The organism is Roseixanthobacter pseudopolyaromaticivorans, from assembly GCF_043195145.2.
In the GTDB taxonomy this organism is placed as follows: Bacteria; Pseudomonadota; Alphaproteobacteria; order Rhizobiales; family Xanthobacteraceae; genus NCEH01.
Genome location: NZ_CM195539.1, coordinates 3,754,803 through 3,768,191, shown reverse-complemented (window position 1 = coordinate 3,768,191; position 13,389 = coordinate 3,754,803). Strand labels below are relative to the sequence as shown.

Genomic DNA, 13,389 nt, shown 5'->3' with positions numbered 1-13,389 from the left:
GGAGCGCTCGCGCATGGCACAGGCTCGCCGTCGTCCTGCCCCCGCCATGGCGCTGCGCCACGGGCTCGGGATGGATCTCATCCCCGAAAGCGTGCGCGGCGCGGTGCGCCGGCGCTCCAGCCAGATCTGCGGGGCGGCGCTGCTGACGGCGAGCCTGTTCGCGCTCACCTCCATGGTCACCTGGACCGCGAGCGACCCGAGCCTGTCCAACGCCAGCGGCGCCGAGGTGAAGAATTTGCTCGGCCGGCCCGGCGCCATCGTCGCCGATCTGCTGATGCAGGGCCTCGGGCTCGCCAGCCTGTTTCTGCTGCTGCCGCTCGCCTATTGGGGCTGGCGGCTGCTGACCTATCGCCCGCTGCGGGGCGAGCAATTGCGCGCCGGCGCGCTCACCCTCGGGGTGCTCGGCATGAGCGCCCTGCTCAGCGCCCTGCCCACTTTCGGCGCCTGGCCGGTGCCGACCGGCCTCGGCGGGGTGATCGGCGACCTGTTTCCGCGCCTGATCACGGTGTTCCGTGGCGGCTGGGGGGACGGCCTCGACGCGTTTCTCGTGGGCGGCGTGGGCGCGGTCGGCGGCCTGGCGGGGCTCTATTTCGCCTGTCGGGGCAGCACAGCGAAGCGCCGTGCGGCCGAGGCCGACGCCGGGGACGACGAGGATGAGGAGTTCGACGAAACCGATCGCCGGCTGGTTTCCCTCGGTGCGCTGACCCACACCTTCCTTTCCGCTAAGGCGCGCCTGTTCGGCCGCCGGCGCGGCCGGGCGGCGGGGGGCGCCAAGGGGGCGCCGGTGCGCGCGGCGGCCATCGGTGCCTTCGCCCGCGAGGTTTTCGCGTCCGAGCGCCGCGCGGTGGACGATCAGGGCCGCGTGGAACCCCGCCTTAATGCCGGCCCGGCCCATGAGGCCCCGGCGCTCGGCGGCGTGCGGCGCGCGGTTGTGGACGAAATGGACGAGGACGCTGACATGGTGCCCGCCGAGCCCGCGCCGCGTGCTGCGGCAGCCGCGCGCGCCGCGCCGGCCCGGGGGCGCCAGAGCGGACGCGAAGGGCGGGTGCCGGAAGGCCGCCGTCCGCACGCCTATCGCCTGCCCGACCTGCAATTGCTGGGCGCGCCGCCGCCCTCCAAGGGGCCGGCCATGAGCCCCGAGGCGCTCCAGGACACCGCCAAGCTGCTGGAAGGCACGCTGGACGATTTCGGCGTGCGCGGCGAGATCGGCCAGGTGCGGCCGGGCCCCGTGGTGACGCTCTATGAACTGGAGCCGGCGCCGGGCATCAAGTCCTCCCGCGTGATCGGCCTTGCCGACGATATCGCCCGCTCCATGAGCGCGATTTCCGCCCGCGTCGCCGTGGTGCCGGGGCGCAACGCTATCGGCATCGAGCTGCCCAACGCCAAGCGCGAGAAGGTTCTGCTGCGCGAGCTTCTCTCCACCAAGGATTTCGGCGACAGCGGGCAGAAGCTCGCGATCGCGCTGGGCAAAACCATCGGCGGCGAGCCGGTGATCGTCGATCTCGCCCGCATGCCGCATTTGCTGGTGGCCGGCACCACCGGTTCCGGCAAGTCGGTGGCCATCAACACCATGATCCTCTCGCTGCTCTACCGGCTGAAGCCGGAACAGTGCCGGCTCATCATGGTCGATCCCAAGATGCTGGAACTCTCCGTCTATGACGGCATCCCCCATCTGCTCGCCCCCGTGGTGACCGACCCGAAGAAGGCGGTAATCGCGCTCAAATGGGCGGTGCGCGAGATGGAGGACCGCTACAAGAAAATGTCCAAGCTCGGCGTGCGCAACATCGACGGCTTCAACGCCCGCGTCGCCGAAGCGGAGAAGAAGGGCGAGAGCATCGCCCGCACGGTGCAGACCGGCTTCGACCACGAGACCGGCGAAGCCATCTACGAACGCGAGGAGATGGATCTCGGCCCGCTGCCCTACATCGTCGTGATCGTGGACGAGATGGCGGACCTGATGCTGACCGCCGGCAAGGAAATCGAAGGCGCCATCCAGCGCCTTGCCCAGATGGCCCGCGCGGCCGGCATCCATCTGGTCATGGCCACCCAGCGCCCCTCGGTGGATGTCATCACCGGCACCATCAAGGCGAATTTCCCGACCCGGATCTCGTTCCAGGTCACCAGCAAGATCGACAGCCGCACGATCCTCGGCGAGATGGGGGCCGAGCAGCTGCTGGGTCAGGGCGACATGCTCTACATGGCCGGCGGCGGCCGCATCAGCCGCGTGCACGGCCCGTTCGTCTCGGACGACGAGGTGGAGCGCGTGGTGAAGCACCTCAAGGCCCAGGGCGCGCCCGATTATCTCGAAGCCGTGACCGCCGACCTCGCCGAGGACGGGGCGGACGGCGAGGACGGGGCGGTGTTCGACAAGGGATCGTTCGGGGAGGAGGGGCAGGACCTCTATTCCCAGGCCGTGGCCGTGGTGCTCCGCGACAAGAAGTGTTCCACCTCCTATATCCAGCGCCGGCTCCAGATCGGCTATAACAGGGCCGCGTCCTTGGTGGAGCGCATGGAGAAGGAAGGCGTCGTCGGCGCGCCCAACCATGCCGGCAAGCGCGAAATCCTCCTGTCCGACGAGGCCGCGGAATAGGCCGGGGCTGGTTTTGGGGTTGCCGCCGGGCCACAGGTTCGCCATAGGCAAGATTTAAGGGGGAGTGTGACCCGTGAAGATTCGTCCACACGCCCCGTTTGCCCATCGAGACCCCCTGATGCCCCATCGCCGGCCTTCGCCCTTCGCCTTCGTTCTTGCCTTCGGCGTCGCGGCCCTCGCCGGCGCATGGCAAAGCGGCGGCGCGGCCGCGCAGGGTGTGCTTCTGCCGCCCGGTGAAGTGCTGCGGCCCGGGGGCACCGTGCCGGGCACGGCCTCCCAGCCGAGCCCCTCGCAGATCTTCGCGCCCCAGGTGGCGGTGCCCAAGCCGAGCGCCCCCGCCGCGCAGAACCTCGCCCCGCAGACAAGCGCGCCCGCCGCGCCGCAGGCTTCCGCCGCGCCCGCCAACGTGCCCCTGCCGCTGCAGCGCCCGGCGAGCGCCAATGCCGCCCCCGGCGCGCCCCTGCAGATCGGCCCCGGCCAGACCGCCGCCCGCGCCACCGGCCCGCGCGCGCCGCAGGGCCCGGTCGCCGCGCCCGCCCAGACCAATCTCGACCGCGCCGACCCCGCCACCGCCGACAAGATCAGCGCCTATTGGAATTCCGTGCAGACCCTCACCGGTACGTTCGTGCAGGTTGATCCCGACGGCACCCGCAAGACCGGCGACTTCTACATGCAGAAGCCCGGCCGCGTGCGCTTCGAATATAACGCGCCGGTGCCCATCGAGCTGATCTCGAACGGCCAGTCGGTGGCGGTGCGCGACCGCAAGCTGAACACCCAGGACATCACGCCGCTTTCGCAGACACCGCTGCGCTTCCTGCTCTCCGAGCGCACCGACCTGGCCCGCGACCCCCATGTGAAGGGCGTCTACCAGGACGATCTCTATATCAGCGTGGTGATGGAAGAGACCATTCCGATGATCGGCACCTACCGCCTGCTGATCCTGTTCGACGCCAAGGACTACAGCCTGAAGCAATGGATCGTCACCGATCCGCAGGGCTATGACACTTCGGTCGCGCTCTACAAGCTCGACTATACCCGGCGGCCCGATCCCAAGCTGTTCGTCATCAATTTCGAACGCATGCTGCAATAAGGCGCCGGCGCCCGCCGACGCTGTCTTTCCGCCGTTCCAGCCCTTGCCAGTCTGCCCGCCGAGGGTCTAGGTCTCGCGCTCCCGCCGAACGAGCGCCGAGACCTCCGTGTCCCTCACCGTCTGCACCTGGAACATCAATTCGATCCGCATCCGCCTCGATCTGGTCAAGGCAATGGTGGAGCGCCTGAAGCCGGACGTCCTGTGCCTGCAGGAAACCAAGTGCCAGGACGATAAATTCCCGCTCGCGGCGGTGCGCGACCTCGGCTTTCCCCATATCGCGCTCAACGGGCAGAAGGGCTGGCATGGGGTCGCGACCCTCTCGCGGCTACCGTTCGAGGCCATCGAGCGCCAGGAATTCTGCGCCAAGGGCGATGCCCGGCACATCGCCGTGACGCTCGGCGCCTCCGCCGGGCTTTCCGCGCCGGTCACGGTGCATAATTTCTACGTGCCGGCGGGCGGGGATATTCCCGACCCGGAGCTGAACGAGAAATTCGCCCACAAGCTGGCGTTTCTCGACGAGCTCACCGCCTGGGAGCGCCTGCCGCAGCAGGTGAATGCGCGCGAGAGCCACGCGGTTCTGGTGGGCGACCTCAACATCGCCCCGCTGGAAACCGACGTGTGGAACCACAAGCAATTGCTCGGCGTGGTCAGCCATACCCCGGTGGAGGTGGAGCGGTTCGCGAAGCTCCAGGCCTCCGGCCCGTGGGTGGACGTGATGCGCCGCTTCGTGCCGCCGCAGGACAAGTTGTTCACCTGGTGGAGCTATCGCTCGCCCGACTGGACCGTGAACGATCGCGGCCGGCGGCTCGATCACGTGTGGACCAGCCCCGGCCTTGCACCCCACGCCAGCGCCATGACCGTGCTGCGCGAGGCGCGCAGCTGGGAGCGGCCCTCCGACCATGTGCCGGTGGCGGTGACGTTCGACATCTAAGTCCGGTTTTCCTCACCTCTCCGCGTGGGCAGCGGGGGGAAGGGTCGGCGGCGGGCCCGCGCCAGAAATCCACGGCGCCGGGCGGAAGGGTTTCCAGAACCGCATCGAAGGCTGAGGGATCGCAGGCGCGGCGCATGGCGGCGGCCACGTCCGCGATGCAGGTTTTCGGCGCGAAATTGTGATGCTGGCGCAGGCCCTGGACCTCGCGGGTGAGACTGGCGCGGTCCCCGAAGGGCAGAGGCGCCAGGGCGAGGTCCCAGTCCGAGACGAAGATCGCCCGCAGCACGGGCGGGAGCACCTGGGCGAAGCGGATCGCCTCGGCGGGCGAGAGGCGGCGGCGAAAAGTGCGCAGCACGCCTTCCACCATGGTGTAGGTCTGGTTGCGGGTCGCAAGGCCCGCGCCGTCGCGCGCATCGGCGAGGAAACGCTCGAAATCCTCCGAGGTGTGCTGCAACTCCAGGGGAATGGGCACGGGACGGTCCCGCCTCTCCTACCGGCGCCGCACCGGACGCATGGGCGGCTCCAGCTTTTCCCGGCGCAGGGTGTCGAGCGCGCCCAGCGTCGCTTCCAGCCGGCCGGCGAATAACGCGCGCAATTGCACGGCCGCGTCCGGGAAGCCCTCCAGCACACGCAGGAAGGTGGCGCGGGGAATGCGCAGCAGGGTCGAGGCTTCGAGCGCCCGCGCCGTGGCCGGGCGGGGCAGGGCGATGATGAGGGCGCTCTCGCCCACCAGCGCGCCGGCCAGCACCTCGCACAGCACGCGGGCGCGCGGCGCCTTTTCTTCCACCATCTCCAGGCGGCCGGAGGTCAGCACATAGCCGGCATCCGCCGTATCGCCTTGCCGGAACAGGATGTCGCCGGCGGAAAGGCGCAACTGGTCGGCGCTGATGGCGAGCGTGCGCAGGGCATCGGGCGTGAGCATGTCGAAGGTGGGGACGTCCTGAAGGAGGGCGACGTCCTGTTCGAGGCTCACTTTCGGCACCCCGCGACGGCCATGGCTCAGGGCACCAGCTTGTAGCCGCCGGCCTGGGTCGCCAGCAGGGTGGGGGCGGAGGGATCGGGCTCGATCTTCTGGCGCAGGCGGTAGATGTGGGTTTCCAGCGTGTGGGTGGTGACGCCGGAATTATAGCCCCACACTTCCTGCAGCAGCGTCTCGCGCGCCACCGGCGATTTTCCGGCGCGGTAGAGATAGCGCAGGATCGCGGTTTCCTTCTCCGTCAGGCGGATCTTGGAGCCGCGGTCGGTCACCAGCATCTTCGCGCCCGGGCGGAAGCTGTAGGGGCCGATGGCGAACACCGCGTCCTCGCTCGCCTCGTGGCTGCGCATCTGGGCGCGCAGGCGGGCGAGCAGCACCGCGAAGCGGAACGGCTTGGCGATATAGTCGTTGGCGCCGGCTTCCAGGCCGAGAATGGTGTCGCTGTCCGTATCATGCCCGGTGAGCATGATGACGGGCGCCTTGAACCCATTCTTGCGCATTTGCCGTACGGCGTCGCGCCCGTCCATGTCGGGCAGGCCCACGTCCATGATGACGAGATCGACAGCACCGTTCCGGGCCGCCTCAATGGCGTCCTGGGCGGTCTCCGCCGGCACGGGTTCGAACTCGTCCTGAAGCGCGAGCTGCTCGATCAGGGCTTCGCGCAGCTCCGGGTCGTCCTCGACCACCAGGATTTTCCACGCATTGGCCATCAAAACCTCCGTTACCCTTGCGGGAACGCGAATCGCGCAAGTACATCATGCTGCGGCGATCCTGCAAATTTGCCCGCGAAAGAATGTTGAAAACTGGTATTATGGTGAGGTGTATTCGTGCAAGTTCCTGTGGGGATCGGGAAAATCACCGTGCGTCACCTGCCCGGCACCCGTCATCGGGGCATCCTGCAGGTGGCGGGACGGGCGATTCCCGTGGCCTTGGGGCGCGGCGGAATCGGCTTCGACAAGCGCGAGGGCGACGGGCGAACCCCGGCCGGCCGCTGGCGTATCGAGCGCGTGCTCTACCGTCCCGACCGCGGGCCGCGCCCGGTTACCCGCCTTCCAGCCAAGCCCATCGCCGCATCCGACGGCTGGTGTGACGATCCGCAAGACCGCCGCTACAATCGCCCCGTGCACCTCCCGATTCCCGTCTCGCACGAACGCATGGCGCGCGAGGATGCGCTCTATGACCTTGTGCTGGTGCTGGACCACAATACACGTCCGCGTGTGAAGGGGCGGGGATCGGCGGTTTTCATCCATGCGGCGCGCCCCGGCTTCACGCCGACGGAGGGGTGCGTCGCCCTTGCGCCGCGCGATCTGCGCCGGCTCGCGGCGCGTCTGAGGCCGGGGGCGCGGCTGATCGTGCGCTGACGAACAGGCGGGAAAGACGCGTGCATGCTTGAGGAAGTCCCGGCGCCGGAGGGCGTCGCCGACCGCGCGGCGGTCGAGGCGGTGTTGCGTGCGCATGGCGCGCCGGTGCGCTTCGCCGGCTGGATTTTCGCCGGCGCGGACCTGCGCGGACTCGATCTCGGCGGATGCGAATTCGCCCGCTGCCGGGGCGGGCGCGCCGATTTCTCCGCCGCCGACCTCACGGAAGCGCGCTTTTCCGGCTGCGATCTCAACAATGCCCTCTGCCGCGGCACCACCTTGTCGGCGACCGTGTTCGCCGATTGCAAGATGACCGGGGTTCAGATCCACGGCGCGCGGACCCTTGGCCTTGCCTTCGAGCGCTGCCTTCTGGTGAGCGCGGCGCTGCACGGCCTGTCGTTCCGCCGCGCCCGGCTCGACCAGCTGGATTTCGCCGGTGCCGACCTGACCGAGGCGGATTTCCGCGAGGCGGTCTTCCAGGACTGCAATCTGCGCGACGCGAACGTGACCGACGCGCGCTTCGAGGGGGCGGATCTGCGCGGCGCCGACCTCGGCGCGCTGCGGCTCGTGGATGCGACGCGCTTCAAGGGGGCGATCATCTCCCGCCAGCAGGCGGCGGCGTTGCTCAGCGGGCTCGGGCTGAGGGTCGCCTGAACCGTCGCGGCGCCCCATCGCGTCCCCCTTCGCGCAGATTGCGATATTATGGCGCCCGTCGCATGGGTTGCGCTGCTTTTGTTTCATGAGGGTCCGGTGTTATGACAATGCGGCGCGGGCGCTCTCCCCACAGCGGCCGAAGCAGATAGAAGCAAGTATCGGTTCCATCGCCGGTTCCCACTCGTCGGTCCCCATGTGTGACGCTTGCGCCGGTCTTCGGCGGGTGCGCCGCGCACGCCACCTGGAATGATCTCAGGGCAAATGACTGCATCCTCTCAGAAGCGTCCCGTCTCGGTCGGGCTGTTCGCCACCTGCCTGGTGGATACGATCCGCCCGTCCGTGGGGTTCGCGGCCGCGCAGCTGATCGAACAGGCCGGCTGCGATGTCAGCGTGCCGCGCCAGACCTGCTGCGGCCAGCCCGCGTTCAATTCCGGCGACCGCGTCACCACCCGCGCCTTGGCCGAGCAGATGGTGGCGGCGTTCGAGACCTTCGATTTCGTGGTGGTGCCCTCCGGCTCCTGCGCTGGCATGATCAAGACCCATTATCCCGAGCTGTTCGTCGGCGAGCCGGACTGGATGCCCCGCATCGCGCGCTTCTGCGACAAGGTTTACGAGCTGGTCTCGTTCCTCGTGGACGTACGCGGCATGACGCACGTCGCCGCCGCCTATGACGGCACCGTCACCTATCACGACAGTTGCTCGGGGCTGCGGGAATTGGGCATCCAGGCCCAGCCGCGCACCCTTCTCGCGTCCGTGGAGGGGCTGGAACTGACCGAGATGGCCGATAGCGATGTGTGCTGCGGCTTCGGCGGGACGTTCTGCGTGAAATATCCCGACGTTTCCAACGCGATCGTCGAGAAAAAAGCCGCCAACATCGTCGCCAGCCACGCGGATACGCTGCTGGCGGGCGATCTCGGCTGCCTCATGAACATGGCCGGAAAGCTCCAGCGCATGGGCCGCGACATCAAGGTGCGCCATGTGGCGGAAGTGCTGGCCGGGCAGGGCGGGGAACCCGCCATCGGCGAGCCCGCGCGCAAGGATGACGCGCGCCAGCAAGGCCTCGGCAAGCAGGGGGCGGGAGCATGAGCGTCCAGATCACCTCGCCCCAGTTCAAGGCCAACGCCCGCGCGGCGCTCGCCGATGCGCCCTTGCAGCAGGCGCTCGCCAAGGTCGGGCCGAGCTTCATCGGCCGGCGCTCCGCCGCCGCCGCGAAGCTCCCGGAATTCGAGGCGCTGCGCGACAGCGCGCGCGACATCAAGAACCACACGCTCGCCCATCTCGATCTGTATCTGGAGCGCTACGAGCAGCAGGTGATCGCCGCCGGCGGGCACGTGCATTTCGCCGTGGATGCCGCCGAGGCGCGGGACATCGTGACCCGCATCTGCCGCGATGCCGGCGCCAGGACGGTCACCAAAGGCAAGAGCATGGTCTCCGAGGAGATCGGCCTCAACGCCCATCTGGAGGCGGCGGGCATCCAGCCGGTGGAGACCGACCTCGGGGAATATCTGATCCAGATCCGCGGCGAGGCGCCCTCCCACATCATCGCGCCGGCCATCCACCTCAACAAGGATCAGATCGAGGCGGACTTCCGCCGCGTCCACACCGAGCTGCCGCCCGAGCGCAATCTCTCCGAGCCCACCTCGCTGCTCGCCGAGGCGCGCACCGCTTTGCGGCAGAAATTCCTGGTGGCCGACGTCGGCATCACCGGCGCCAATTTTCTGGTGGCGGAGACCGGCACTTCGATCATCGTCACCAACGAGGGCAATGGCGACCTCACCCAGACCCTGCCGAAGACCCACATCGTGCTGGCCTCGCTGGAAAAGCTGGTGCCGACGCTGGAGGACGTGAGCCAGCTGCTGCGCGTGCTCGCGCGCTCGGCCACCGGGCAGGAGATGAGCGTCTACACCACCTTTTCCACCGGACCACGCCGTCCCGGCGACGTGGACGGGCCGCAGGCCTATCATGTCGTGATCGTCGACAACGGCCGCTCGGGCATGCTGGCGGGCCAGTTTCGCGAGATGCTCCGCTGCATCCGCTGCGGCGCCTGCATGAATCATTGCCCGGTCTATCAGGCCGTCGGCGGCCATTCGTATGGGTGGGTCTATCCCGGCCCCATGGGCGCGGTGCTCACGCCGTCGCTGGTCGGCATCGAGAAGGGCGCGAACCTGCCCAATGCCTCCACCTTCTGCGGACGCTGCGAACAGGTGTGCCCGGTGCGCATCCCGCTGCCGAAGCTGATGCGCAATTGGCGCGAGAAGGAGTTCGAACGCCACCTGACCCCGGCGCCGCAGCGCTACGGCCTTGCGGCCTGGGCCTTCTTCGCCCGGCGCGGCTGGCTCTACCGGCCGGCGACGCGGCTCGCCATGGGCGCGCTCTCGCTGCTCGGCCGGGCCAAGGGGCGGTTCGCCGCCCTGCCGCTCGCCGGTGGCTGGACCAAATATCGCGATTTCCCCACCCCCCAGGGCGATACCTTCCAGGCCCAGTGGCAGGCACGCCGGCAGGCTCAAGCCCAGGCACAAACTCAGACCCAGCGCGGAGGCGGCCGCTGATGACATCCTCGCGCGACACCGTCTTCGCCTCCGTGCGGCGCGCCCTCGGCACCACCGGCAAGGAAGCGCCCCGCCTGCGGGAAGTGGCCGACCGCATCGCCGGGCACCCGCGCGGCGTCATCCCCGCCCGCGCCGACCTGCCCCCGGCGCAGCAGATCGACCTGTTCAAGGACATGGTCCGCGCCGCCGACGGGACGCTCGACCACCTGCCGAGCGCCGCCGACGTGCCGGAGGCGGTGGCGCGCTATCTGCGTGAACGCAACCTGCCGCCCACCATCCTGCGCGGCGCCGACCCGCGGCTCGCGAACCTGCCATGGGACAGCGCCCCCAATCTCGACGTCTGGATCGGCCCGTCCGACGGGCGCCAGCTGGCCGGGCTGTCCCACGCCTTCGCCGGGATCGCCGAATCGGGCACGGTGGTCATGCTCTCCGGGCCGGAAAATCCGAGCACACTGAACCTGCTGCCCGATCACCACCTGGTGGTGGTCGACGCCGCCGATGTGGCGGGCGATTACGAGACCGTGTGGTCACGCATCCGCGCCGCCTACGGGGCGGGCGTCATGCCGCGCACGGTCAATTGGATCACCGGCCCCTCGCGCTCGGCGGATATCGAGCAGACCTTGCTGCTGGGCGCCCACGGGCCGCGCAGCCTGCATGTGCTTCTGGTGGGCGCCGCGCTTTGACATTTCGTGCCGCGCCGGTGCAAAGCTGGCATCTCGGACAGCGGGCGAACGCGTGACGCGGGGGAAGAGTGCGACCATGCAAGGGCTTGACGCAACGCAGGATTATCCCGAAGGCCCTCGCTGGTGGCTGGCGCTTCTGGCCTGCGTGCTGGTCATCATGGGCGCCAAGCTGACGCTGATCCACTTCTATGGTTCGCCGGTGCCCTTCTGGGACCAGTGGGATGCGGAAGGCGGGCAAATCTACCAGCCCTATCTTCAGGGCCATGTGCCGCTGACCAATCTCATCGCGGCCCATAACGAGCACCGCATCCTGATGACGCGCCTGCTCGGCCTCGTCCTCCTGGAATTCTCAGGGCGGTGGGACCCGATCCTGCAAATGTGCGTCAATGTGGTTCTCCACGTCGCCTGCGTGGTGACCTTGATGGTGCTCCTGCGGCGCATGGTCAGTTGCACCGCCGCCTTCGCGCTGACGGGGTTTGTCGCGCTGCTGATCTCGATCCCGTTCGCCTGGGAAAACGTGCTGGCCGGCTTTCAATCCCAATTCTATTTCGTCCTGCTGTTCTCGATCATCAGCCTTGCCTTGTTTTGCGTGGCGCAGGCCTTCGACCTGCGCTGGGGTCTCGGCATGCTGTTCTCGATCCTCGCGTATTTCTCGATGAGCGCCGGCGGCTGCACACTGGTGATCGCGGCCATCATCACGGCGGCGCAGGCCGCGACCGGCAGCCGCAAAGGCGTGCGCGAATGGGGCGGGGCGGCGGTTCTGTTCGTGTCCGGCGCCGTGCTGCTCGCGCTGGTGCCGCAGCTTCCCTACCACGAGCCGCTGAAAGCCCATTCGATCGGGCAATTTTTCCGTGCCCTCCAGGAGATCACCAGCTGGCCCCTGCCGTCGGTGCCGCTGGCTCCGTTCCTGGTCCACGCGCCGATGGTGTGGTTCACGGTGCGCGTGGTGCAGGAGCGCCGCCCGCTGAGCGATCCGGCGTGGCTGTGCATCGGCGTCGCCGGCTGGATCGGCATGCAGGAGCTCTCGCTGGCCTATGGACGGGCCCCGGCGGTCTTGGGGTCGCGCTATTTCGACCTCATCAACATCCTCTTGATGACCAATTTCATCGCCTTGGCCACTTTGCTGAAGGAGCGCGCGAACGCCGCGGTCCGGCGTCCGCCGGGGCTGGCCTTTGCTGCCGCCTGGTTGCTCGTCATTGCCATGGGCGTCGGCTATCAGGCCATGACCGCGATGCCGGCCGGTCTCATGATCCGGGCGCAGACCGGCAAGATCCAGGTCGAGAATGTGCGCCAGTATCTCGCCACCGGCGACATCGCCCATCTCAAGGACAAGCCCTTCCTTCAGGTGCCGTACCCGAACGCGGATCGGCTGGCGGCCATCCTCAACATGCCGGAGATCCGCGGCATTCTTGCACCAGAGCTGCTGGATGACCCCGCAGGCCGGGCCGCTATGCAGGCGCGCCTGAGTTCCGGCGGCATGTTCGCGCCGGTGGCGTGGGAGTTGCGCACCTGGCTGCCCGTGGCCGGGCCCTATATCGGCTTTGCGGGCGTCGCCCTCTATTTCCTCGGCGGCCTCTCGGTCGGCCTCCTGAGGCGCGGGCCGAAACGGGCGGAGGCGCCCTCCGACGCGGTGGTTGCACCCGCCCCGATCTCCACGCCGACGTAGCGTCACGGGGCGCCGGCCGCCGCCAGACTGATGCAATCGCGCAACGCAGCCGGGGAAACCGCCTCGATCGTGACAAAATTGTGCCACCCGGCGACACCTGCTCCGTTGCTCGCGCCGGGAATGTTGGGCAGAACACGATAGAAAATTGACGGTGACCCCATGACGTCTCGCTCGCGGTTTGTGCTGTCGCTCCTCGCTGCGTTCTGCGTGCTGATCTCCACCGCCCTCGTTCCGGCGCACGCGCAAAACGACAATGTTCGCGTCTACCTGATGCGCGGCCTCGCCAACGTCTTCTCCTATGGCATGGACGATCTGGCCGGGAAGCTGCAGGCCAAGGGCATTTCCGCCACGGTGTATGAATACGGCCAGTGGCCGCAGCTCGCCGAAGATGCGGTGGCCTGGTCGAAGGCCCACCGCAAGGGCCCGGTGGTCATCATCGGTCACTCGCTCGGCGCCGATGCCGCCATCGAGATGGCGGAACGCATGACCCAGCTCGGCGTGCCGCCGCGTCTCGTGGTCACCTTCGACCCGGTGGGCGTGACGGCGGTGGCCAATACCGGCGGGCGCTTCGTCAATTATTTCCAGACCAACAACGGTTTCGGTAAGAGCCTGGCCATCGGCCCCGGCTTCAAAGGCGCGCTCGCCAATCGCAATCTCGACGGCGCCGCGACCCTCGACCATTTCAACATCGAGAAGTCGCCGACCCTGCATGCCGAGGTCATCAAGATGATCCAGGCGCTGGCCGTGCGGCCCAAGCCCAAGCCGGCCGCGCCCAGCCAGCCGGCGCCGAGCGTGGTTCCCGCCCCGTCCATCGCCGCGCCGGTGACATCCGACCGGGCCGAATCGGCCGTGGCGACCGCGCCCCAGCTTGCGCACTGAAGGCCTTCGCGCG

Annotated in this window: 12 protein-coding genes and 1 pseudogene; 10 read left to right on the top strand and 3 right to left on the bottom strand. The window is 68.5% G+C overall.

The features are described from left to right. Positions 1 to 46 precede the first annotated feature (46 nt). The 3 genes from V5F68_RS17725 (at position 47) to V5F68_RS17715 (ending at position 4,611) form a co-directional block, all read left to right on the top strand. Positions 47 to 2,590, top strand: coding sequence for an FtsK/SpoIIIE family DNA translocase (locus tag V5F68_RS17725; protein ID WP_445322312.1), 2,544 nt, complete (start codon positions 47 to 49; stop codon positions 2,588 to 2,590). 73 nt (positions 2,591 to 2,663) lie between these two features. Continuing rightward, on the top strand, positions 2,664 to 3,680 hold the full coding sequence (locus tag V5F68_RS17720) for an outer-membrane lipoprotein carrier protein LolA (RefSeq protein WP_394014318.1): 1,017 nt from the start codon (positions 2,664 to 2,666) through the stop codon (positions 3,678 to 3,680). Positions 3,681 to 3,786: 106 nt separating this feature from the next. After that, positions 3,787 to 4,611, top strand: coding sequence for an exodeoxyribonuclease III (locus V5F68_RS17715; protein WP_394014317.1), 825 nt, complete (start codon positions 3,787 to 3,789; stop codon positions 4,609 to 4,611). A gap of 58 nt (positions 4,612 to 4,669) precedes the next feature. Here V5F68_RS17715 and V5F68_RS17710 read toward each other — a convergent pair. From V5F68_RS17710 to V5F68_RS17700, 3 genes and pseudogenes are all read right to left on the bottom strand, one after another. Further along, a pseudogene (locus V5F68_RS17710) lies at positions 4,670 to 5,083 on the bottom strand (DUF2267 domain-containing protein); the annotation flags it as partial. Positions 5,084 to 5,101: 18 nt separating this feature from the next. Then, entirely contained in the window at positions 5,102 to 5,584 is a 483-nt protein-coding gene (locus V5F68_RS17705; RefSeq protein WP_394014316.1) for a cyclic nucleotide-binding domain-containing protein, read from the bottom strand. A 26-nt stretch (positions 5,585 to 5,610) separates the two neighbouring features. Next, positions 5,611 to 6,297, bottom strand: coding sequence for a response regulator transcription factor (locus V5F68_RS17700; protein WP_348844125.1), 687 nt, complete (start codon positions 6,295 to 6,297; stop codon positions 5,611 to 5,613). Positions 6,298 to 6,447: 150 nt separating this feature from the next. Here V5F68_RS17700 and V5F68_RS17695 point away from each other — a divergent pair, with 150 nt between their 5' ends. The 7 genes from V5F68_RS17695 (at position 6,448) to V5F68_RS17665 (ending at position 13,376) form a co-directional block, all read left to right on the top strand. Then, complete coding sequence (locus V5F68_RS17695) at positions 6,448 to 6,948, top strand: L,D-transpeptidase family protein (protein WP_394014315.1); 501 nt, start codon at positions 6,448 to 6,450, stop codon at positions 6,946 to 6,948. A gap of 24 nt (positions 6,949 to 6,972) precedes the next feature. Continuing rightward, on the top strand, positions 6,973 to 7,599 hold the full coding sequence (locus V5F68_RS17690) for a pentapeptide repeat-containing protein (protein WP_394014314.1): 627 nt from the start codon (positions 6,973 to 6,975) through the stop codon (positions 7,597 to 7,599). A gap of 261 nt (positions 7,600 to 7,860) precedes the next feature. Then, entirely contained in the window at positions 7,861 to 8,685 is an 825-nt protein-coding gene (locus V5F68_RS17685) for a (Fe-S)-binding protein (protein WP_394014313.1), read from the top strand. Beyond that, the gene (locus tag V5F68_RS17680; RefSeq protein ID WP_394014312.1) at positions 8,682 to 10,148 is read left to right on the top strand and encodes a LutB/LldF family L-lactate oxidation iron-sulfur protein; all 1,467 of its coding nucleotides are present in this window, start codon (positions 8,682 to 8,684) and stop codon (positions 10,146 to 10,148) included. The genes V5F68_RS17685 and V5F68_RS17680 overlap by 4 nt, the downstream gene beginning before the upstream one ends. Continuing rightward, a complete protein-coding gene (locus tag V5F68_RS17675; protein WP_394014311.1) occupies positions 10,148 to 10,831 on the top strand; it encodes a LutC/YkgG family protein in 684 nt (227 codons plus the stop codon). Before V5F68_RS17680 ends, V5F68_RS17675 begins: the two co-directional genes overlap by 1 nt. A gap of 76 nt (positions 10,832 to 10,907) precedes the next feature. After that, entirely contained in the window at positions 10,908 to 12,497 is a 1,590-nt protein-coding gene (locus V5F68_RS17670) for a hypothetical protein (protein ID WP_394014310.1), read from the top strand. 159 nt (positions 12,498 to 12,656) lie between these two features. Then, positions 12,657 to 13,376: a thioesterase domain-containing protein gene (locus V5F68_RS17665; RefSeq protein ID WP_394014309.1), complete on the top strand. Its 720-nt coding sequence runs from the start codon at positions 12,657 to 12,659 to the stop codon at positions 13,374 to 13,376. The last annotated feature ends 13 nt before the right edge of the window (positions 13,377 to 13,389 follow it).